This window comes from Bradyrhizobium sp. UFLA05-125 (genome assembly GCF_059803515.1).
Genome location: NZ_JBANBJ010000051.1, coordinates 39,406 through 60,992, shown reverse-complemented (window position 1 = coordinate 60,992; position 21,587 = coordinate 39,406). Strand labels below are relative to the sequence as shown.

17 protein-coding genes and 1 pseudogene are annotated in these 21,587 nt (G+C 56.7%); 13 read left to right on the top strand and 5 right to left on the bottom strand.

The genetic code is table 11. The annotated features are described in order from the left end of the window. Nucleotides 1–136 precede the first annotated feature (136 nt). Nucleotides 137–613 carry a HigA family addiction module antitoxin gene (locus tag SO156_RS32335; protein ID WP_498537593.1) on the top strand — a complete coding sequence of 159 codons (477 nt, stop codon included), beginning with the start codon at nt 137–139 and terminating at the stop codon, nt 611–613. Between the two features lie 98 nt (nt 614–711). On the opposite strand, the gene SO156_RS32330 is transcribed toward SO156_RS32335, so the two are convergent. Together SO156_RS32330 and SO156_RS32325 are read right to left on the bottom strand one after the other, a co-directional pair. Continuing rightward, nucleotides 712–1,746 (bottom strand): LLM class flavin-dependent oxidoreductase, encoded by a 1,035-nt coding sequence (locus tag SO156_RS32330; RefSeq protein ID WP_498537592.1) that lies wholly within the window; start codon nt 1,744–1,746, stop codon nt 712–714. 44 nt (nt 1,747–1,790) lie between these two features. Then, nucleotides 1,791–2,882: a pyridoxal phosphate-dependent aminotransferase gene (locus tag SO156_RS32325; RefSeq protein WP_498537591.1), complete on the bottom strand. Its 1,092-nt coding sequence runs from the start codon at nt 2,880–2,882 to the stop codon at nt 1,791–1,793. A 946-nt stretch (nt 2,883–3,828) separates the two neighbouring features. Between SO156_RS32325 and metC the strand changes: the two genes are divergently transcribed. Beyond that, the gene (gene metC, locus SO156_RS32320; RefSeq protein WP_498537590.1) at nt 3,829–5,070 is read left to right on the top strand and encodes a cystathionine beta-lyase; all 1,242 of its coding nucleotides are present in this window, start codon (nt 3,829–3,831) and stop codon (nt 5,068–5,070) included. A gap of 207 nt (nt 5,071–5,277) precedes the next feature. On the opposite strand, the pseudogene SO156_RS32315 reads toward metC, so the two are convergent. Both SO156_RS32315 and SO156_RS32310 read right to left on the bottom strand, forming a co-directional pair. Next, nucleotides 5,278–6,267, bottom strand: a pseudogene (locus tag SO156_RS32315) (thiamine pyrophosphate-dependent enzyme); the annotation flags it as partial. Nucleotides 6,268–6,365: 98 nt separating this feature from the next. After that, nucleotides 6,366–7,265 carry a LysR family transcriptional regulator gene (locus SO156_RS32310; protein ID WP_498537589.1) on the bottom strand — a complete coding sequence of 300 codons (900 nt, stop codon included), beginning with the start codon at nt 7,263–7,265 and terminating at the stop codon, nt 6,366–6,368. Nucleotides 7,266–8,201: 936 nt separating this feature from the next. Between SO156_RS32310 and SO156_RS32305 the strand changes: the two genes are divergently transcribed. The 3 genes from SO156_RS32305 (at nt 8,202) to SO156_RS32295 (ending at nt 10,342) form a co-directional block, all read left to right on the top strand. After that, nucleotides 8,202–8,420 (top strand): hypothetical protein, encoded by a 219-nt coding sequence (locus SO156_RS32305; RefSeq protein WP_498537588.1) that lies wholly within the window; start codon nt 8,202–8,204, stop codon nt 8,418–8,420. A gap of 227 nt (nt 8,421–8,647) precedes the next feature. Next, complete coding sequence (locus tag SO156_RS32300; RefSeq protein ID WP_498537587.1) at nt 8,648–9,106, top strand: MerR family transcriptional regulator; 459 nt, start codon at nt 8,648–8,650, stop codon at nt 9,104–9,106. Nucleotides 9,107–9,229: 123 nt separating this feature from the next. Further along, nucleotides 9,230–10,342, top strand: a complete 1,113-nt coding sequence (locus tag SO156_RS32295; RefSeq protein WP_498537586.1) for a branched-chain amino acid ABC transporter substrate-binding protein — start codon at nt 9,230–9,232, stop codon at nt 10,340–10,342. Between the two features lie 355 nt (nt 10,343–10,697). Here SO156_RS32295 and SO156_RS32290 read toward each other — a convergent pair whose 3' ends face one another. Next, nucleotides 10,698–11,666 carry a LysR family transcriptional regulator gene (locus SO156_RS32290; RefSeq protein ID WP_498537585.1) on the bottom strand — a complete coding sequence of 323 codons (969 nt, stop codon included), beginning with the start codon at nt 11,664–11,666 and terminating at the stop codon, nt 10,698–10,700. Nucleotides 11,667–12,631: 965 nt separating this feature from the next. Here SO156_RS32290 and SO156_RS32285 point away from each other — a divergent pair. The 8 genes from SO156_RS32285 to SO156_RS32250 all read left to right on the top strand — a co-directional run bounded on the left by SO156_RS32285 (nt 12,632) and on the right by SO156_RS32250 (nt 21,548). Next, on the top strand, nt 12,632–13,225 hold the full coding sequence (locus SO156_RS32285; protein ID WP_498537584.1) for a NodA family N-acyltransferase: 594 nt from the start codon (nt 12,632–12,634) through the stop codon (nt 13,223–13,225). Then, nucleotides 13,222–13,881 (top strand): chitooligosaccharide deacetylase NodB, encoded by a 660-nt coding sequence (nodB, locus tag SO156_RS32280; RefSeq protein ID WP_498537583.1) that lies wholly within the window; start codon nt 13,222–13,224, stop codon nt 13,879–13,881. The genes SO156_RS32285 and nodB overlap by 4 nt, the downstream gene beginning before the upstream one ends. 15 nt (nt 13,882–13,896) lie before the next feature. After that, on the top strand, nt 13,897–15,258 hold the full coding sequence (nodC, locus tag SO156_RS32275; protein WP_498537582.1) for a chitooligosaccharide synthase NodC: 1,362 nt from the start codon (nt 13,897–13,899) through the stop codon (nt 15,256–15,258). Nucleotides 15,259–15,272: 14 nt separating this feature from the next. Next, nucleotides 15,273–15,902, top strand: coding sequence for a nodulation methyltransferase NodS (nodS, locus tag SO156_RS32270; RefSeq protein ID WP_498537581.1), 630 nt, complete (start codon nt 15,273–15,275; stop codon nt 15,900–15,902). Nucleotides 15,903–15,914: 12 nt separating this feature from the next. Then, nucleotides 15,915–17,621 carry a nodulation protein NodU gene (nodU, locus tag SO156_RS32265; protein WP_498537580.1) on the top strand — a complete coding sequence of 569 codons (1,707 nt, stop codon included), beginning with the start codon at nt 15,915–15,917 and terminating at the stop codon, nt 17,619–17,621. Nucleotides 17,622–17,630: 9 nt separating this feature from the next. Further along, complete coding sequence (gene nodI, locus SO156_RS32260) at nt 17,631–18,545, top strand: nodulation factor ABC transporter ATP-binding protein NodI (RefSeq protein ID WP_498537579.1); 915 nt, start codon at nt 17,631–17,633, stop codon at nt 18,543–18,545. Beyond that, nucleotides 18,545–19,333: an ABC transporter permease gene (locus SO156_RS32255; protein WP_498537598.1), complete on the top strand. Its 789-nt coding sequence runs from the start codon at nt 18,545–18,547 to the stop codon at nt 19,331–19,333. The genes nodI and SO156_RS32255 overlap by 1 nt, the downstream gene beginning before the upstream one ends. Before the next feature lie 166 nt (nt 19,334–19,499). Beyond that, entirely contained in the window at nt 19,500–21,548 is a 2,049-nt protein-coding gene (locus tag SO156_RS32250) for a carbamoyltransferase family protein (protein ID WP_498537578.1), read from the top strand. Nucleotides 21,549–21,587: the final 39 nt, after the last annotated feature.

Genomic DNA, 21,587 nt, shown 5'->3' with positions numbered 1-21,587 from the left:
TCGCCAAGGGAAGGGTGTAGGAACGTCGGCGCTCGGTGGCGAGTTCGGCGCTCTGATCTTGCCCTCTGTCTTGTGGCGACAGCTAACCAAGTAGTGGCGCCTGATCGTGGAGCTAATCGGGGAGGCTCCCAGGAAGGTGGTCAAAGTCATTGGCATCGAGGATCATCACTACGAGGAAGAAATCGAGATGGCACACAGGGTAGCTGCCGAAGTATTTCCTCCCGGGGAATTTTTGGCAGACGAGCTCGAGCCACGAGGGTGGACGCAAACGGAGTGCGTCGAAATTCTCGGAAGACCCCAGAAGCTCGTAAATGACATCATTCTGGCAAAGCGCAGCGTGACGCCCGAAACGGCGGCGGATCTCGCTGCTGCGCTGGGAACGTCCCCGCAGTTTTGGATGAACCTGGAAACGGCGTGGCAACTTTCAAAAGTGCCTCCAGGCGACGACACGATCGCCCGAGCTGCGAAGCTCCGCGCGCGCTTTCCAGTTCGGGAAATGTGCAAGCGAGGCTGGATACGGCCCGGTTCGGCTGTTGATCGGAAGCAAAATGACATGACGGACCGCGTTTTAGGCAGCGGCGCCACCGAAAATCAGACCAAGACAAAGGTGTGAAGCGCGGCTGCGCAATGAATAGATTAACGTCATGGCCCAGCGCTAACCTCATAGGATACGCCTGCAACTACTCGATCTCCACCCACGGACGACGGGCCTCATGTTTGGCCAACGCCAGCAACGACTTCAGACCGAATGACGGTTGCAGTGTTCAATGAAGCATCTAGGGAAAGATCACCAAATGCGAGCTGGCAAAGAAGATAGTTGGCACCCGCCTCCTCCAGATGATTAAAGAGCGTTTGTCGTACCGAAGCGGCCGTGCCGACAACGCACAACTCACTCTCGATTGCTGCATCGAAGGTCAAGGGCAGGTTTGATGGAGTTGGGATGTCATTGCGATCATAAAGGAACTTGAAGCTGTCGAGCCACCGATCGTAAGCAGGCTCTGCGAGTGAATAAGCCTCTGCTTCCGAATTTCCAGCCACGACCATCCGAAGCAAGCCAAGGAACGGAGACTGACCATTCGGGTCCGAGTGTTGCTCTCGATGCGAGCGGTATGCGTCAGTTACCCTTCGAACCGATGATGAAGGTCCAACGCTGGCGATATTCGCGCCGATCTCAGCGGCCCAGCTTGCCGAGCCTGGTTGATTTACGGCGATCCATGTCGGCGGGTGTGGCCGCTGATGAGGCGTTAGCATCAGTGGAACGTCGTCCAACTGGAAATGGTTGCCTTCATAAGAGAGGGGACCACCTCGCATGGCTTTAACAAGAATTTCGCTGGCTTCTGCGTAACGCGCTGGCGCCGCATCTGCACTGACCCCGAAATATCCCAATTCAACCGGCAGGGAGCCGCGTCCGATCCCGAGTTCAAGCCGGCCGCCGCTCAAGTGGTCCAGCATACAGGCCTCTTCAAATGCCCGTAGCGGATGATGAAGGCTAAGCAGCATGACCATCGGCCCGATGCGAAGATGGGTTGTGCGTTGGGCGACGCTAGACAAGAACAGATTCGGCGAGGGGCTTCTGCCATGTGGAGTACAGTGGTGCTCAGCTAGATGATAGGCATAGAACCCCAGGCGATCGCATGCCTCGGCGAGCAGAAGGCGATCGGCATATTGTTGGGCGAGATCACGACCATCCGCGTCCAGATGATCGAAAATGCCGAACGCCAATGTTGAGGAAAAGGTATTATTCACTTGACCACCTCGAGAATTGCAGCGGGAGAGCTGTCGGCTTGGCTTCAGAGTGACGATCTCGAGATGTCACTGACGGCTGAAAGAAGCGTATCCATTTGCCGTTCCGTGCCGATTGTAATGCGAATGAAATTCTCGAGACCGTTTTCGGGGAAGAAGGCAACAAGCACGTTCTGCCTCTGCAACGCGGCCTGCCACCAGGTCCCATCGTGTCCTTCAGGCACGCGGGCTAGCACGAAGTTGGCTTGGGAAGGCAGTATAGTGAACCCAAGTTTTGATAGCTCAATTGTCGTTCGCTCCCTTTCAAGAACGATTTGTCGATGGTTGTCATCGAATGCGGATCGATGTGCAATGATGCTCGCGCCGACCGCATGACCAATAACATTCATGTTGAAGAGGTTCTGCATGGCACGAAGCCTGCCAACGAGCTCGGGGTGACCGAAGCCGAAGCCGATGCGAAGGCCAGCGGTGGCATAACTTTTCGAGAATGTTCTCAGCAGCAGAACATTTGAATACCGGTTAACGAGCCGTAGTCCGTTATCAGGCGCAAAATCGACATACGCTTCGTCAAGGACGATCAGTCGGTCCGATTGCGCTACGAGCCTTTCGATGTCGGCGATCGGAACGAATGTTCCTGTCGGGTTGTTGGGGTTGGCTAGCACGATGAACTTGGCGTCTCTGGCTGGACCGAAAAGCAGTTCGTGCGTCGGTAGGGAATGGGCCTTACCCCACTCGATCTCCAGAAATTGAGCTTCGTGCAACATGGTGAGCTTGCGGTTGAACGAAAACCCCGGCGATATCATCGCCACGGTGTCGTTTGGAGCGAGGAACGCTTTGTAGATGAGACCGAGAAGTTCGGACGATCCGTTCCCAGCAATCACCTGATCGGCAGAGAGACCGTAGGCACAGGCAGCCGCTTCTCTCAAGCCGGCGTTATCATCTTCCGGATATAAATAATGCTGCTCAAGGGCCGCGATCGCGCTTTGCTTGACGATTTCCGGTAACGGGAATGGATTCTCGTTCATGCTGAGTTTGACGCAATTTGCGTCAAGCGCGGCGGGCGCGGGCGGCGGAACGTCTAGCTGTTTTGCCACGTGTGAAAGGGACGAGAGTGCGCTTAGCAGCCTTGCGTCTGACATGTGGTCGCTCCGTCGAAAAGCATGGGTTCTGAGCATGGCGATTGTCCGATTTGAGTGACACTCTGGTGCTTGGCTCACGTGCTTGCGCACCAACAGGCCGACTTGCCTCTTCACAGTCAGACGGCCCAGGGCTTCATCCGTATTTAGATGGATATCCTAACAGTTGCATGAAGTGTATAGCAAAACTGCAACTTGTGTAGACCCGATCGTGTTTTGCGAGGGGGCGATCCGGTCGGATTGTGCGCTTCGGCGTGTCAAGCGAAGGAAAATGCGCAACTTGGATCGCTCTTCAACCCCAGCGGACGCCTATGACGGGACTGGAGTACCGCATCGATTTCTCGATAGAGGCTGTCGGCGGTGAATTCGGACAGAACAGTGTCTCCTGGTCGGCAATGGCGGACCTCAAGCATGTCCGCCCCTTGGGGCCCGTGATGCGTGGCCGCTCTCCTGAGGACACACAAGATGCTCCCGGGCTCCTCCAAAGTGATCGAGGCGGGTGACGAACTGGCGCGGCGCAAACAACTGCGTTTGAGACATTCACAATCCTCGTTCGAACGTCATTGAAGGCCCCGATGTCCTACCAATTCTGGTAGTGTACAACTTGACGTTACGTTCGTTTCAAGGGGTTTCGATGGTCTTCGGACAATGTGTCTCACTCGCTACAACGTGACTCGACCGCGGTAAGGGCGGACCAAACCGCCAAGCCACAAATAATCTGGTCAAAGAACAAAGTGATCCACTCCATCGCAATTGCGCGAACGCAATAGCTCAGAGTCGTATTGGATCGTCATTCATCGCTCGAGAGACGTCACCGACATGCAGTCGCAGTAGAATTGGCCAAGATTGGCATTGTTGTTGCACCTGCAATGCAGCTGACGCAGGGCTGATGACTCGGGTGCGACGACATGCCACGACCAGAGCGGAATGCGACGGAAGAGAACCTGTCATGAAGGATCTGAACGACGACAACATCGTACGAGACACGGAAACTCTACTTTGTCACCTCGGTCGTGCGCCGGCAGAACACGCCGGGATGGTCAATGTGCCGATCTATCGCGGCTCTACCATTGTTTCGGAAACCTTGGAGGATTGGGACGATCGGAACAAAGACCATCCTAGCTACGGTCGCTTCGGCTCGCCCCTGTCTCGCGCGCTTGAGGCCGCAGTTTGCAAACTAGAAGGCGGATTTCGGTCGATTCTCTTTCCATCCGGGCAGTCTGCTTGCACTCACTCGCTGCTTGCGTGTTTGAAGGCGGGCGATGATGTTCTGATCAGCGACGGCGTTTACGCGCCTGTTAGAGCCTTCGCGGACAACGTTCTTGCGGCGCTGCAGATCAAGGCACAGTATTTCTGTCCAACGGAGCCGTCAGAACTGGCAGCAAAGATCAACGCGAATACACGAGCCATCTATCTGGAATCGCCATCGTCCATGACCTTCGAGGTTCAAGATGTGCCGGCACTCGCAGCGGTTGCACATCAATCGGACGCGCTTGTGATCATGGACAATACGTGGGCAACACCTCTGTATTTCAGACCATTTGATCACGGGGTCGACATTTCGATCCAGGCTGCGACGAAGTACATCGTTGGCCATTCCGATGCGTTCCTTGGCGTTGCCACTGCGAATGAAGCGGCATGGCCCGCATTGAAGTCAACTGCGCAGCATTTCGGCGAACTCGGCGGGCCGGATGACATCTATCTGGGACTGAGGGGATTGCGTACTCTAGGTCTGCGCATGAATCGGCATTGGGAAAATGGCCTCGTTCTCGCGCAAAGCCTGCAGACGCATCCAGCTATCGACAGAGTGTTGCACCCCGCCCTTGCCAACGATCCCGGCCATACCATTTGGAAGAGGGATTTTCTGGGCGCCAGTGGACTCTTCGGGATTGTTCTAAAACCAATGTCGCGGCCGCAACTTTCAGTTCTCTTCGGTACCCTGCGCCTCTTTGGAATTGGTCTATCCTGGGGCGGGTACGAGAGCCTCGCGTTGCTTGTCGAGCCACCAAAGCGAACGGAAGCCGCGCTTCCGTTCGCAGGACCGCTGATTCGCATCCACGCGGGCCTGGAGAGTGCCAACGAGTTGATCGCGGACATGCACAATGCGCTGAACGTCGCCTGCGACGTTGCAGTCGATAGTATCGCGTGCCCGAAAGCGATCGAAGTCGACCGACGCCAACTCGTCAGTTAGCCCTGGTGTTTTGATCTCAAGCGGATGTCGCAACGGCGTCGCCTTCAGGCTATGCCGCTGACGCTTGTTCAACCCGGTACGTGCAATGGGCGCTACACGGTTTTCCTTGGCTCGGCGCCAGAGGTTGGTCCTGGCAAGATCGACGACTTCGTCGCTCCGGCCGTTCATGATCGCCTTGAGCATGTACAGAGAAAAGCCCTTGGCCATCTCCATCGTCACGGAAGGCGGCACGGCGAGCTCGGTCCGATTGACAACGGCATCGATTAACGCTGGTCCGTCATACGCGAACGCTGCGGCGATGCCGTCCTCTACCTCCGAGGGATGTTCAAGGCGCACCCCATAAACGCCAGCGGCCCTGGCAATTTCGGCAAAGTCTGGATTGTGCAGCTTGGTCCCGAAGTTCAGAAATCCAGTCGATTTTTGTTCGAGCTCGATGAAGCCGAGCGCACCGTTATTGAAGACGACGACTTTCACCGGCAAGTTAAGTTGTGCCAGGCTCAGAAAATCGCCCATCAACATCGTAAAGCCGCCGTCGCCCGAGAGAGAAATCACCTGTCGGTGGGGATGCGTGGCCTGTGCCCCGATTGCCTGCGCCATCGACATTGCAGCTTGGCCATCGAGTTCGGCGGTCGTCGGCAAGACCACCGGCTGTGGAGGCCACAAACTAGCGGGCTTGGGCCGTGGCGCATCGAGCGCAGGACGAAGCGCGACGTCACCAGGAATGACAACAACGGAAACGCCGTACTTTCCTATAGTCTCGCGGATGGCTGCCTCAAGGATGAGTGGCATCTGATTGGCCCCAGAAACCAGCTCACAATAGTGGCTACATTCTTTAAAGATGATCTCCGGGTGGCTTTCCTGGAAATACGAGGCACCGATCTCTGCCGACGGAATGTGTACCGCGATCGCGAGCACTGGCACGCGCGAACGATGACAATCAAATAGGCCGTTGATGAGATGTAGATTGCCCGGCCCGCAGCTTCCGGCACAGACCGCGAGCTTGTCTGTCAGATGTGCCTCGGCACCGGCCGCGAAAGCAGCCACTTCCTCGTGCCGGAGGTGTATCCATTCGATGCGTCCCTGTCGGCGGATTGCATCGGTAAGGCTATTCAGGCTATCTCCGACAATTCCATAGATGCGCCTGACCCCCACCTCAGCAAGAGTGTTGGCGAACTGATCTGCGACAGTCTGTGCCATGGCGCATATTTCGTCCGGGGCTTAGCGAAGCGCGAACGTCTCGCAGACGTATCTACGTCGCGGCGCGATATGGTGGAAATGAATTGTTCGACTGCAATTCAGTCGCTGCCGGAATGATCATCGCCGCGCGTGCAAGCCACCAGATCGAGCCAAGCCCTGGCGGCATGCGACAGATAGGCGCCGCGGCGCCAAATCATTGCAATGTGCCAGTCAGTATCGGCTTCTTCGAGCGGTACCCGAGCAATCGAAAGATGCTTGCGTTGCTCTGCGATCATCCGTGGCAGAAAGGCGGCCCCCATGCCCGTCGCAGCAAGCTCAACGATGAAATCAATCTGGCTGCTACGCGCGACGACACGCGGCTCGAAGCCGTGCCGTTGACAGGCGTCCAAAATCACGCGGTTCAATGCAAACCCAGCTTCGAAGAGGATGAGCGGAAAGTCTCGCAATGCCGGAAGATCGAGAGATCGGCACCGCGAAAGCTTGTGGTCAACCGGTAGCAAAACAGTGAGCGGCTCGCGTTTGACGTCCTGCCATTCAAAGCCTTCCGACACGGGGAGAAGCGAGGCCGCAAGTTCGATCTCGCCTGATAGCAAAACCTCCTCGAGCCGCTCACTTCCGTACTCCACGAGCCGGATATCGATGCCTGGATAGCGTTCGCGGTAGATCGCAAATAGCTTTGCGAACAGAGTGCCGCTACCCACCGGTGGAAGACCGAGCTTGAGAATGCCGCATTTTAGACCGCGCAGATCGCCGAGTTCGGAAATCAGATCGTCCCGTTCCATCAGTAGCCTGATCGCACGGCGATAAACAATTTCGCCGGCAGCAGTAAGCTTGCTACGGTGGCCGATCCGATCAAGCAGCGGCACGCCAATCTCGTCCTCAAGCTGCCTGACCGCCTTGCTGACGGTCGACTGGGTCGCGAATACGACTTTGCCGGCCTTGGAAAACCCGCCTTGCCGTACGACCTCCACGAAAGTGCGTAGTGTCCGAAGCTCCATGTGAATTCCAAAACTGAATAGACTCTAGTCAATCAATTCATTCGAGAGGGATCCGTAAGCCCGCGCCAGAGACCCGTGCACCGGTCGGTCCGCGACCGCATGGCTCCGCCAAGTCGAAAACTTTATTCTTGTTCTGCTCGTCGAGAGCGGTTTTCTGTTCTGAACGAGTTGCCGTACATATTGGTCATGCTCTTGTGGTTTGCGGAGAGGCCCGTGAGCCGCTCGACTCGCTGCACGATGCCGAAGTGTCGCATCGTGATGCTATGCTGGTGCCGCCCAAGACTGCAGGCGATCCGCTAGTAGCAGCATTCTGTTTGAATGCAATCCGGGAAACCAGATCGGGTCTGGTGACCTAACTTCCGCGCACCGTCTCTCTGCGCATCGTCTCGTTCTAAAGACAAGCAATGGACGGGTCCGATCGAACAATCGGCGCGCGCTTGTGCCCGTGGTTGGTACGTCCCCTGACTTGATTGATAGATCGAGCAAATTCCGCTGTATACCGCCTTGTGTTTCAGGCGCCCGAGATGCATTGCATGCCTTAGCGCGTCAGGTGCTCGATAACTGTTCAATCTTCGGCTCGTTCATCAAGAGCAAGACGATTCGGGGCGAGCAAAATCAAAATGTCCACGAAGGCTTTGAAAAAATGAGGTTGCGCGATGAATGATTGCGCAATCTCTGCGCATAAATTTCGCCCACGATTGGTGCAGATGCTGCGCTAGGGCGATGAACCACTCCGCCATGTAGATCGAGCCGCAAAATCCAGTCGATATTGCGTTTGCGCGCCTTCATCGCGCCAGTGCGCTTTCATGTTGCATCGAGCGACAGATCGACCTGCGTTTGGTCGCGCGCCGCAGGTCGGTCTTCTTTTTGCCCTAACGCAGCCAAACGCCCTTGCAAGGAGCCGACCCGCTGGCGTTGTGTTTGACAGGAGAGACGGTGAAAGTGTTGCAGGTACGAGGTGGTGTTTTCGATCCGGAAGACCTTTCCACCTTAGGAAAGATCTTTGATGAGGCGGTGGCGGCGCTGCCGGCAAGTATGCGAACTCCCATCAATCAAACGGAGATCGCTAAGCTTGTGCTTGGACGTACAGCCGCCGGTGAGGCCGAACTGATCCTCCTAAAGAGGCTGATGGTGGCCATTGCGTCTGTGGTGTAGCCGAGCAAAGGTTCAATTATTCTTTGGATAGATCCATGACGGCGTCATTCGACGTCTGCACCGCAGTGTGGTGGCGTGCATTCTGCATGTCATGTCCGCCTGCTGAGGCGCTCCTCGGAAGGCGAAGTTCGATATTGCGATCGAAAAGTTGGCGACAAGCTCTGCGAGGCGCCAAAACCCCTTGAACCTCACGTGACGTTAGGTTGTAGGTTTGAAAACTGAGTAACATGACCAGACCTACACCATTCAGGCGTCGTTGGCGACGCATCGGCGAACTTGCGGAGGCGACCGGCGTGACGGTGCGCACGCTGCGTCATTATGAGCATACGGGATTGCTTGCCGCCTCGCAGCGTACGGATGGTGGTCACCGGATTTACGACTGTGAAAGCGTTAGAAGGGTTTATCACATTCTGGCGCTTCGCGAGCTCGGATTCTCTCTTCATGAAATACGGAAAGCGATGGAGGGAAGAACTTCGCTTCCCGACCTGTTGAGCGAACAACTGGAGCGAGCGGAGATTCAGGTCGCGCGGGCAACCAAGTTGCGCGATCGGCTGCGCAACATCACCAAGAACACGGAATCGGATGTAAGTGTGGAAGAACTACCTGCCCGCCTTGATGCAATGTCGCGCGAGAGCTGCGGTCAAACGCGCCGGCGGGCACGTGCGTCCGATGACGTGGATCGATAGTAGGCGTGGACGAACGATTGAATTACGCGGACGAACGGTCAGACGACGCGACGTTCCGATACGAGCATCAATAACCGCGACCAAGGTAAGAGAGCGGGAGCGAACCAACGTCAGGGGCGTCAAATGGCAGTTTTTCGCATGAATCTAGTCGCCGGTGCAGCGGTCCTGGCTTCCGTGTTGGTATCGGCCGCGTCCGCTGACGATGTTTACGTTGCAGTGGCTGGACCTATGACGGGAAACAATGCTGCGGTCGGTGCTCAGATGCGCTACGGCGCTAGCACGGCCGTGGATGACTTGAACGCTTCCGGATTGCTTCCCGAACTCAAGGTCAAATTGACTGTTGCCGACGACGCCTGCGATCCGAAGCAGGCCGTCGCAGTGGCCAATCGGCTGGCGGCTGACCAGGTCAGGCTGGTCGTTGGCCACTATTGTTCCTCTTCCTCAATTCCCGCCTCCGACGTTTACGCTGAAGCGGGAATTATTCAGATTTCGCCCGGATCAACCAATCCTCAGCTGACCGAACGAGGCCTCAGGACGATTTTTCGGATCTGCGGCCGTGACGACCAGCAAGGCGTGGTAGCCGCCGACTATATCCTGCGGCATTATTCCAAGAGCAAGATCGCCATCCTCGATGACAAGAGCACCGCTGGCAAGGGCATAGCAGATATCGTTGCGTCTCGTCTTCACGACGCCGGACTGCAGATTGTCATGCGGCAAAGCTACATGGCCGGCGAAAAGGATTACACGGCGCTGGTATCAAGGATGAAGAGGGAACGAATCGAAATCGTCTATATCGGTGGTGGCTACTATACGGAGATTGGCTTGATTGTGCGGCAAGCCGCAGACGCACAGGCGCGTCTCACTGTCATGGCTAACGATCCGCTGATGACCGGAGAATTCTGGGCGATTGCGAGCGATGCTGCAAACGGCACTCTTTTCACATTCATGCCAGACGCCACCCAAAACGCGGCGGCCGCCGACGTCGTAGCCAGATTGAGAGCATCACAGCGGTCTGCGGAAGGCTACACACTTTACGCCTATGCTGCCGTGCAGGCGTGGGCTCAAGCAGTGAAGCGCGCTGGCTCCTTCAACGCTCTGCGCGTGGCAAAAGCGCTTCGCTCGCAAGAGATTGAGACTGTAGTCGGCCAAGTGCGGTTTGATCCTAAAGGCGACAATGCGTTGCCCGGTTTCATAGTTAATCGTTGGCACGACAACACGATTGAGAGGGTCGAGTGAGCTGGATACGGGTAGCCGAACCAGACCTGAATATCAGCTAATTCGCGTCCTATCGGACCAATCGTGTGCCCAATCGAGTCTTGCGGATGGCCGAGGAGGCGATCTGCGAATGGCAAACGAAATTGCCAAAAGGACACGAGGCGATCAACCGGTGGCCAGGTTCATCTGAGAGAATAGCGACGAAAGCCAGATCTGGCGTCAGCAAGCAACGGCGCGTTGTTGTGTCAAAAAAGATGGCCTTGAAAAGACTGGCGAAGAGATGCCGTGTCGACTTGTAAGCGTCATCAATCGCTATCTCTTCGCCTAACGGCTTACGATCCGCGGTTGCCGTTCCGACGCATCCAAAGCTGTATCTCTAGCTGGCGAAGGGCGGGTCCGCGAGAAGTCCTCGGCGTGTCTTAGGATCGGCGTGCGGAGGAACCAAACGCGCTGCCTCCTGCAACAATATCTCGCGCATCCATATGCTTGCTGGATCAGTATTGTGAAGGGAAGGCCATTGGACGGCTTCGGTGAAGCCCGGAAGCGGTAGTGGGAGTTCAGTGATCCGTAGCGGCATCATCTTTGCGAAATACTTCACAAGCGTGAGGGGCATCGTCGCTATTCGGTTGGTGCCAAGCAGCATGGGAGGGATCAAGCTAAAGCTCTGCACTACGACCTCAACGCGTCTCTTGAGGCCGTGCTCTTGCATAAACCATTCGTCTACAGCGGGCACGCGAGAGCGCCCGAACTTGACCGCAACATGGCCCATTGACATGTACTTATCGAATGTGAGTGCCCGCGATAGCTGCTTGTTCGAGCGGCAGCCGACGCACACGAGGGTCTCGTCAAAAAGAGTCGCTTTAGGGTGCGCGTCCGACATGTATAGCTCGGGTACGATGAGAAAGTCGATTTCGGCGCGTTCGAGAGGATGATCGAACGGGTCCGCGTGATGCATCAATTCGAATCTGACGCCGGGCGCATCTCGCGCAACACGCTCCACGACATTTCGGAACCACACGATCGTAGCAAAGTCTGACAGGCAGATCCTAAAGCGCCGGTCGGATTCACTCGGCTTGAATGTATCCCTGGACGTAATGGAGAATTGGATGTGAAGCAGAGCCTCGCGCGTTGGGGCGGCGAGAGCTTCCGCACGTGGAGTTGGAACAAGTTCGCGGCCCTTCATCGTAAAGAGCTCGTCTTTGAAATATGCGCGCAGGCGTCCAACTGCCGCGCTCATGGCCGGCTGGCTTAAGTTGATGCTGCGAGCTGCCGCCGTGAGGTTGCGCTCGGTCATCAGCGCATCGAGCGCGACGAGCAGATTCAAATCCAGTCCTCGAAAACGCATAGTCACCTATCCGCAGTGTAGATGTTTCTCATCCAAACAATCGATTTTACCAGTTAGCACAGCGCCGGTTAGGAAATCTCCAGTTCCTGCGCATTAGCGTACGTTTCGGAGAAGCAGAGCGTGGCACCGCAGATCGCAAATATTGGTGGTGGCGCTTCGTTCGCGGTTGCGCGCAACACCTTAGCAGGACGTTCGTCATGGCGTTGTCACATCCGAAAAGATTGCATCGATTCCAGTCTTAACCGCTTGTGCGATCGATCGCCGATCACACACGCGGCGAGCCCTCATACTCGCAAGAAAACAAATGAGCGGCACCAAAGTCGTCGCGTGCATCAAGGTCAGTGCCAGATATTGGACGAGGCAAATAAAGCCGCGGCTAACATCGTCGTATTCCGCTTTCCAACTGCGCGATCGGCATATTGTCTGTGCGGTGAGAGGAGCGTGACGTCGTGTGCAGCGGAGTTGCGGCTCCTTCGTCCGTGCCAGGAAGTTTCTACAATAGCGTCGTCTCCTTTAGCAACTGCATGCCGCTCAACAATGCCGTCAGGAGCGCGGTTTAAACCATCGTATAGTCTCTACATACGCTTCAATGGAAGGCGTCTACCACGATATGATTGGGTAAATGCCTGGTCCTCCGATAGCGTGAGTGCTGCACAGAGCCGTCGCGGAGAATGGGCGTTCGGGGGCAATGAACGAAAATTAGAATGCAAGATAGTAGACGGGGCACGACCTGTAACTGAGCCGATTGCGACCAGCACGGACACGACGGCGACGGTTAGCGACGGCCCCCACAAGATCCGGAATATCCAAGAAGCCCTGCCGCCCGCGCGGTCGAACCCAAACGCCGTCAACAAGTCAACATCAAACCCATTCGCTGGCGACACCATCGAACGAGCACCGTCACGCTGTTCGTTGCTCGCCTGATGCGTGCCTCAGCAACGCAGCAAGAAGCAGGAGAGTCTTTCATGCGCCCTCAGCTCCAATGGAGGACGTGCTGGGAAAATGACTTACAACTTGCCGACCACGTCGCAATCTCTGAGTTCTTTCGAAATACTTACGGTCCGACCGGGGCGTTTAACGCGCAGCCGTTTGAAGGCAATCGAAGCTGGGCAGGCGCGAGACCTGAGCTCCGTGTGATTGGCTACGATGAACGCGGCGTGGCCGCTCATATCGGCGCGCTGCGGCGGTTCATCAAGGTCGGCGAAGTCGATCTGTTGGTGGCTGAACTTGGATTGTACGCGGTACGCCCGGATCTCGAGGGGCTCGGAATCTCTCATTCCATGCGCGTGATGTATCCCGTGCTGAAGCAGCTTGGCGTTCCCTTCGGGTTCGGCACGGTTCGACATGAACTCGAAAAGCATATCTTTAGGCTACTCGGCCTCCCCGGCTTGGCGACAATCGTCCCGGGCATTCGCGTGCGGTCCACGCTTCCCGATATCTATGCCAACTTGCCGCCAACTCGCGTCGATGACGCGCTGCTCGTAGTTTTCCCTATAGCGCGGTCGATGAGCGAGTGGCCCACCGGTACAATCATCGAGCGTAATGGGCCAGAACTGTGAAAGCCGCAAGTTGCTCCTTCGAAGCGCGCAGCAAACGCGCCAGGAATACCGTCCGCCACAGCGTCTATTTGACGTTTGACGACGGGCCTAATCCATTTTGCACGCCGGGTATTCTCGATGTGCTGGCGGAATACCGTGCGCCGGCGACGTTCTGTGTCCTTGGCACCTACGCCGCGGATGAGCCAAAGCTAATCCGACGGATGATCGCTGAGGGGCATGAGGTCGCAAACCACACGATGACACATCCGGATCTGTCCAAATGCGAACCAGACGAAGTGCAATACGAAATACTGACTGCGAGTAGGGCCATCGTGAGCGTGTGTCCCCAAGCCGTGGTGCGACACGTGCGTGCACCGTATGGCATTTGGACCGAAGAGGTGCTGGCCAAGTCAGCGCAGGCCGGACTGGCGGCCCTCCACTGGTCAGTGGACCCACGCGACTGGTCATGCCCGGGCGTCGATGCGATCGTTGGCGCAGTGTTAGCATCTGTCCGCCCTGGTGCGATTGTGCTTCTGCACGACGGATGTCCGCCCGATGAGCTGGGGCGGTGCATTCATTCAGGTCTGCGCAACCAGACACTGAAGGCACTTTCCCAACTTATTCCAGCCCTGCGTGATCGCGGTTTCGCGATCTGCCCGCTTCCCCAACTTCACTGAACAAATCGGCGTCCCATGAACCTGCTTGCCACAACCAGCACTGTAGTCGTCTCCTCTTATGCGTTGCTCTCCGCGGTCTACAAGACCGTGCAGGCGTTCCATGCCTCGCCGACACCAGTGTCTTCGACGACGTCAGATGCAGTCCACCCCGAATCTATGCCGAGTGTGGATGTGATCGTACCATGCTTCAACGAGGATCCGGGTACGCTGTCGGCCTGCTTAGAATCCATTGCAAGCCAAGACTACGTCGGGCAGCTGCGCGTCTATGTGGTTGATGACGGCTCTGGAAATCGGGAGGACGTGGCACCCGTCCACCATGCCTATGCCTACGATCCGAGGTTCAACTTTATTCTCCTGCGGAATAACGTTGGAAAACGCAAAGCACAGATTGCCGCGATCCGGCGCTCATCCGGAGAGTTGGTGCTTAACGTCGATTCGGACACGATACTCGCGAGCGATGTAGTCAGGAAGCTTGCACTGAGAATGCAGGATACTGGTATCGGTGCTGCCATGGGGCAGCTGACGGCGAGCAACCGCAGCGACACTTGGCTAACCGGCTTGATCGACATGGAGTACTGGTTGGCGTGCAATGAGGAGCGCGCAGCTCAAGCTCGTTTCGGTGCGGTCATGTGCTGCTGCGGACCGTGTGCCATGTACCGACGATCCGCCCTCGATTTGCTGCTGGATCAGTACGAGGCGCAGTTCTTTCGAGGAAAGCCGAGCGACTTCGGCGAGGATCGCCATCTTACGATTCTTATGCTGAAGGCAGGATTTCGAACCGAGTACGTTCCAGACGCCTACGCCGCGACAGTCGTTCCAGATAAGTTAGGTCCGTATCTGCGCCAACAGCTCCGCTGGGCCAGGAGCACTTTCCGAGACACGCTGCTTGGGCTGCGCCTTTTGCCCGGTCTCGATCGATACCTGACGTTAGATGTTATTGGGCAAAACATCGGCCCGCTTCTTCTGGCTCTTTCGGTTGTTGTAGGCATCGCGCAGCTCGCGCTCACGGCAACAGTGCCGTGGTGGACATGTTTGATGATCGCATCGATGACCATGGTACGATGCGGCGTAGCAGCCTTGCGCGCGCGTCAACTGCGATTTCTTGCGTTTTCCCTGCACACGCCCATCAATATCTTTCTGCTACTTCCGGTCAAAGCATATGCGTTGTGTACGCTAAGCAACAGCGATTGGCTCTCACGCAAATCAGTCAAGGCTCTCGGGTCTGGCGGAGACCAAGCGCTTAAAGAAGACCACGAGCCCCAACCAGACCCCACCCGAACTTCGGGACTCGCTGTGCAAGTTCGCAAGTGGGATGGTTCGCGCCGCCCGTCTAGCGGTGACACGACTGCACTTGCAGCGGCGAGTGATGCGGACTGAGGAGTGGACAGCTCATGAACCAGGAAAACGGTTACCAATCGTTAGAGCGAGAATTGGCTGCCGATGATCCATGGCGGCTGGACGGCAATCCGTTTGAGCGAGAGCGTCACACGCAAATGCTCCGGCTTTCGCTTTCAAACGGCTTCATCACAAATGGGCTCGAGGTCGGGTGCGCGGCGGGCGCATTCACGGAAAAGCTGGCGCCCCACTGCGAGCGACTTACAGTCGTCGACGTCGTGCCACGAGCGATTGGCCGAGCGAGTCAACGGACGAAGCGATGGTCGCACATCACATGGATAGTCTCTGACATTCAACGGTTCTCGAGGACAGACCAGTTCGATTTGATCGTGGTAGCGGAAGTGCTCTACTACCTCCGCGATGTTGCCGAGATGCGTACGGCCATTGGCAATTTGGTGCGAATGCTTGCGCCGGATGGGCATCTGGTTTTCGGATCAGCGCGTGATGACACCTGCCGAGGTTGGGGACATGCGGCTGGTGCCGAGACGATCATCGCAATGTTGAACGAAACATTGGTCGAGGTCGAACGTGTGCAATGTCGAGGCGATTCGGCCAACGAAGACTGCTTGCTTGCTTGCTTTCGGAATTCGATCGGCTCTTCCGTTTCATTCAACAACCGACCTTAGCATTGAGGCACCATGCGCATCTGTGGCATCAAGTTGACGCACGACGGGTCCATCGCCCTTGTGGAGGATGGACGTCTGGTCTTTTGCATCGAGCATGAAAAACGCGACAACAATCGACGTTACTCTGCCATCGAGAATCTCGACACGGTTGTTCTCACGTTGGCGGAATACGGCCTTCATCCCCGCGATATTGACCAGTTCGTCATCGACGGCTGGGACGGGGAAATCGAATCACAATTTCAGGTCCTGAGTGGATCGGAGCTTCTCACTCTCAAGGGTGCGCCGTACGTTGAACGCCCCGAAGGTATCCTCTCTTCACATGAGGGGAACGGGCTTGTGCTCGACGGCAATAGCTTCTCCTATAAGAGCTATGCACACGTCACGGGCCATATTGCCTCTGCTTACTGCACAAGCCCGTTTGCGAAAGCGGGAGAGCCCGCTTTCTGCCTCGTGTGGGACGGCTGCATCTTTCCGCGACTTTATTATGTAAAACCCGGTGGCGGCCGCTTCCTCGAGTGCCTGTTCCCGATGATAGGGCATGCCTATGCCGTCGCGGGCCATCACTTTGGGCCCTACCGGCAGGCGAGCCGGACCAACTGGGACCTTGGCGTTGCGGGCAAACTGATGGCCTATATCGGTCTGGGGACGCCTGATGAAGACGTTGTGACGGTATTTAGGGAGATCTACGAGAAGCACTTTGCGGCGGACACGGAGCCTGCCCAGCGCTACCGCGCGAATATAAATGACGCCGAGGCGTCACTTGCCGCGACGCACGACTTCTTCGACGAAAGCGCACTTCGACTAGAGGCCAAGCGACACGAAGATATACTTGCATCATTTCACGTTTTTCTTGAGCGTCTGCTCGTGCGGGAGATGGGCCTTGCTTTGCTGCGGCATTCGAAGGTTTCCGGACCGCGCAATCTTTGCATAGCCGGCGGTTGTGGTCTTAATATCAAATGGAACAGTGCGTTACGTGAAACCGGCCTGTTCGATGCGGTATGGGTCCCGCCGTTTCCGAACGACAGTGGCTCGGCTATCGGGGCCGCTTGCTCGGCGTTGGTCGCGGACAAGGGTTTCGTGCCGCTGGAGTGGTCGGTCTATGGTGGCCCGGCCCTCGCAGCTGGTGATGCATCAGCAGAATGGGAAGCCGCGCCCTGCAGCATAAGTGAGCTTGCCGCTCTCCTTGCAAGTAATAAACCCGTAGTCTTCCTTGCTGGTCGCGCCGAACTCGGGCCGCGTGCCTTGGGTGGCAGAAGCATTCTTGCCGCCGCGACATCGCCCGGAATGAAGGACTATCTCAACGACATCAAATTTCGCGAACACTTCCGTCCGGTTGCGCCGATATGTTTGGAGGACCGAGCGGCGGATATTTTCGATCCTGGGTCGCCGGACCCTTACATGCTCTTCGATCATCAGACACGGGCAGAGTGGCGAGAGAGAATCCCAGCCGTTGTGCATCTTGACGGATCTGCACGATTGCAGACGATTGCCAGAACATCCCAGCATAAGGTTGCTGAACTGCTCATTGAATATGAGAAACTCACGGGCCTTCCGCTGCTCTGCAATACGAGCGCCAACCATCATGGACGAGGCTTCTTCCCCGACGTCGCAGCTGCCTGCAAATGGGGGCGCATCGAACACATCTGGTGCGACGGTTTGCTCTGGACCAAAACGCTCGAAGCCAAGGTGCCGTCGTCCGAACTGCTTTTGACGAGCTGAGATGAACGCATGTCGAGCGTAGCGATCGACCTTGCCGCTGTAAACAAATCGTATCGTGGCAAACCCGTTGTCAACGGGCTGTCGTTTACTGTGGCGGCGGGAGAGTGCTTCGGACTACTTGGACCGAACGGCGCGGGCAAAAGCACCATCGTGCGTATGATACTTGGCATGGCGCCTCCGGACTCTGGCCAGATTAGGGTGCTCGGCAAGCAGGTGCCGACACACGCGCGTTTGGCCCGCGCCGGCGTAGGCGTTGTCCCGCAGTTCGACAACCTTGAGAACGAGTTCACGGTACGCGAGAACTTGCTGGTTTTCGGACGCTATTTCGGCATGAGCGCACGTGAAATAGAGGCGGTCATCCCGTCACTGCTCGAATTTTCGCGCCTCGAAAGCAAGGCGGATGCGCGTGTTTCCGAGCTATCCGGCGGCATGAAGCGCCGTCTGGTTCTGGCACGAGCTCTGATCAACGACCCGCATGTGCTCATTATGGACGAACCAACGACCGGTCTTGATCCACACGCGCGCCATCTGATCTGGGAACGGCTGCGTGCGCTGCTCGCGCGCGGCAAGACGATCCTGCTGACGACCCATTTTATGGAGGAGGCCGAGCGGCTGTGCGACAGGCTCTGCGTGCTTGAGGAAGGACGCAAGATCGCCGAAGGCGAGCCTCAGACGCTAATTGTCGAGCAGATTGGCTGTAATGTCATGGAGATCTATGGTGGCAATACGCATGAATCGATTGAGCTGATCAAGCCTTACGCACAGCGCATTGAACTAAGCGGCGAGACCATCTTTTGCTATGCACCGGATCTGGAGCAAGTGCGGAAGCAGTTACGGAGAGCTGTGGGTCTGCGCCTTCTGGAGCGTCCGCCGAATCTCGAGGATGTGTTCTTGCGACTGACCGGACGCGAGATAGAGATATGATGAGAATGACTTATGGCGCGGCCATGCCCGCTAACGCGTTCAACTGGATCGCGGTATGGCGTCGCAACTATTTGGCCTGGAGGAAGGTTGCGCTTGCCTCGCTACTCGGCAATCTCGCCGATCCGTTGACGAACCTACTTGGTCTTGGCTTTGGTCTCGGGCTCATCGTCGGTCGCGTCAACGGGACGTCCTATATCGACTTTCTTGTGGGGGGCATGGTTGCGACCAGCGCGATGACGTCCGCGAGCTTCGAAACGATTTACGCAACGTTCGCCCGCATGCACACTCAACGGACCTGGGAGGCAATGCTGTGCACACAGCTTACACTTGGCGATATTCTGCTCGGTGAAGTGGCGTGGGCAGCCAGCAAAGCCGTGTTGGCGGGTACAGGAATTACGATCGTTGCTGCGGGCCTGGGTTATGCAGCATGGCCATCCATGCTCTATGCGCTGCCCGCAATCGCTCTCACTGGTTTCGTCTTCGCGAGCTTGGCGATGGTCGTCGTATCACTAGCGCCAAGTTACGACTATTTCGTATTCTACCAGACGCTCATCCTTACACCGATGGTGTTTCTCTGCGGGGCGGTGTTTCCGATCAACCAGTTGCCCGCCGCCTTCCAGTTCGCAGCCAGCCTGTTACCCCTGAAGCATTCGATTGAGCTCATTCGCCCGGCGATGCTTGGGCGGCCAGTCGGCAGCGTCGGGGTTCATATTGGCGCACTCTGTATTTATGCGGTTATGCCGTTCTTGTTGTCGGTTGCCCTGCTTCTGAGGCGCCTCATGCGCTGAGAGGCCGCAGTGGTAAAGTTGACGAACGCGCGCACCATGGTGTGGAGCTACGTGAAAATCGCAAAGGTCACTCGGGCTGATGACGTCGTGCGTCTGCATGCAGCGACGAACGATCGTGAGACGGGTAATTCAAATCGAGTATTCTCACAATAAAACGGAGAGTAAGATGCTGTGTCTCGGCGTGAGCGGCGGACTAGACAAGGTGTTTGAATGCCGACCCGAGCTTCCAAGCACATTTCTTCACGATGGCGCTGCTGTGCTCGTGCGCGACGGTCGTGTGATAGCGGCCGTCGAAGAAGAGCGTCTCAATCGGGTCAAGCACTCTAACAAGTTTCCAACCCAATCGATCCAGTACTGCCTCGACGTTGCCGGTGTTAAACTGAGCGAGGTCGATCGCATTGCGTTCTATGCGACCGAATCTTACTGCAACGCTATGCTCGAGCGCCTGTTTGTTTCGCAGCCGTCCAACGCTATTCCGATGGATGCCAGGCTCTTGCTGCGGACGATGCTGGCGCAGGAGTGCGGCACCGACATTGATCCGTCGCGCGTCTCATTCGTAAGTCACCATCGGGCGCATGCAATAAGTGCGTTTGCAATGTCCGGATTTGAGGAAAGTCTGGTCCTTGCAATCGATGGCGGTGGTGAATTTCTCTCTGGTCTCGTGGCCATCGGGTCTGGAACCGAAGTTAGGCAACTCGAGAGCTTCCCGGAGAGCAACTCCTTGGGATTGTTCTATCTCGAGACGATCCGGTATCTCGGATATGGCCTGTTCGACGAATACAAGGTCATGGGTCTTGCTCCCTACGGAGATCCTGCTCCATATCGCAAGCTCTTCGAGCAGTTCTATGAACTCACCGACAACGGTGGCTACCGTGTCCACCTGGATCGCATAGGACCGACGTTGCTCCGCAATATCCAAGTGCGTCGAAAGGGAATGCCATTCACGCAGCAGCATCGAGATGTGAGTGCCTCCTTGCAGGAAGCGCTGGAGCGAATAGTGTTTCACATGCTTCGGCATTATCGAGAAGCGACCGGCATGAAGCGCCTGTGCTTGGCTGGAGGGGTGGCCCACAACTGCACCATGAACGGTAAGTTGCTGTATTCAGGGATGTTCGAAGACATATTTGTGCAACCCGCGGCACACGACGCTGGTTGCGCATTGGGTGCTGCACTCATGATGTCTTGCGAGGTAGGCCAGCCCGCGCCGCGAGAGCGGCTCCAGGAGGTCTATTGGGGACCCGATCTCGGAGCGGACCGCGCCATGGAGCAGGAGCTGAATGCATGGGCCGGACATCTCGAGATTGAACATAGCGATGATGTGGCGGGCAGGGCCGCCGACTGGATGGCAAACGGTGCAGTTATTGGCTGGGTGCAGGGGCGGTCGGAATTCGGGCCGCGTGCCCTCGGTAACCGAAGCATTCTTGCCGATCCTCGACCTGCAGCGAACAAGGATCGTATAAACGCGATGGTCAAGAAGCGCGAAGGCTATCGACCGTTCGCGCCCTCTGTGTTGGAGGAAGATGCACACGAATATTTCGACCTCCCGGCCGGGAAGAGCGAGTTTCCCTTCATGAATTTCGTGGTTGGCGTGCAGGAGTCCAAGCGCGGCTTGCTCGGCGCTATTACGCATGTTGATGGTACGGCGCGGTTGCAAACAGTGTCGCGCAAGTCGAATCCAACCTACTGGGACCTTATCGACGAGTTCAAGAAGCGAACGGGTATCCCAGTTCTGCTCAATACGTCCTTTAACAACAATGCCGAGCCGATCGTGGATTCGGTTGCAGACGCCGTCGCAACATTCCTGACGACCGAGCTCGATGCTCTTGTCGTTGGCCCGTTCCTTGTCAAAAAGCGCTCCGTTACCCTGGACGATTGGACTTCGCTCGCTGTCTCATTGCCGCCTTATGCGTCCCTCCATCGGGTCCGGGCACACACAGCACGAGATCGGCAGGAGACGGTATGCGAGATCCGCGCGGCGTTTTCGGGCGATGATGGTGTCCGGATTTCAAATGATGTGTACAATCTGCTGATGCGGGTCAAAGGCGAAGCCGTCCTTCTCGACGTCTTCAACTCGATGGCATTGGATCAGGCCGGGCGCGAAGCTCTCGTCAAGAAACTGCGGAGCCTGTGGGAGCAGCGCCGTGTTCGCCTGCATCCTCCCTCACGCGCTACTCGTGTAGAGAGTGACTGCGATCTGATGGCGGAGCCAGCATAAAGGCCCGATCGATGATTATGGCTACTCAGATCTCTCGCA

Coding starts and splice junctions, on each gene's coding strand:
- SO156_RS32325 (WP_498537591.1), bottom strand. CDS start 2,882: ATGTCAGACGCAAGGCTGCTAAGCGCACTCTCGTCCCTTTCACACGTG.
- metC (WP_498537590.1), top strand. CDS start 3,829: ATGAAGGATCTGAACGACGACAACATCGTACGAGACACGGAAACTCTA.
- SO156_RS32310 (WP_498537589.1), bottom strand. CDS start 7,265: ATGGAGCTTCGGACACTACGCACTTTCGTGGAGGTCGTACGGCAAGGC.
- SO156_RS32300 (WP_498537587.1), top strand. CDS start 8,648: ATGACCAGACCTACACCATTCAGGCGTCGTTGGCGACGCATCGGCGAA.
- SO156_RS32295 (WP_498537586.1), top strand. CDS start 9,230: ATGGCAGTTTTTCGCATGAATCTAGTCGCCGGTGCAGCGGTCCTGGCT.
- SO156_RS32290 (WP_498537585.1), bottom strand. CDS start 11,666: ATGCGTTTTCGAGGACTGGATTTGAATCTGCTCGTCGCGCTCGATGCG.
- SO156_RS32285 (WP_498537584.1), top strand. CDS start 12,632: ATGCGCCCTCAGCTCCAATGGAGGACGTGCTGGGAAAATGACTTACAA.
- nodC (WP_498537582.1), top strand. CDS start 13,897: ATGAACCTGCTTGCCACAACCAGCACTGTAGTCGTCTCCTCTTATGCG.
- nodS (WP_498537581.1), top strand. CDS start 15,273: ATGAACCAGGAAAACGGTTACCAATCGTTAGAGCGAGAATTGGCTGCC.
- nodU (WP_498537580.1), top strand. CDS start 15,915: ATGCGCATCTGTGGCATCAAGTTGACGCACGACGGGTCCATCGCCCTT.
- nodI (WP_498537579.1), top strand. CDS start 17,631: ATGTCGAGCGTAGCGATCGACCTTGCCGCTGTAAACAAATCGTATCGT.
- SO156_RS32255 (WP_498537598.1), top strand. CDS start 18,545: ATGAGAATGACTTATGGCGCGGCCATGCCCGCTAACGCGTTCAACTGG.
- SO156_RS32250 (WP_498537578.1), top strand. CDS start 19,500: ATGCTGTGTCTCGGCGTGAGCGGCGGACTAGACAAGGTGTTTGAATGC.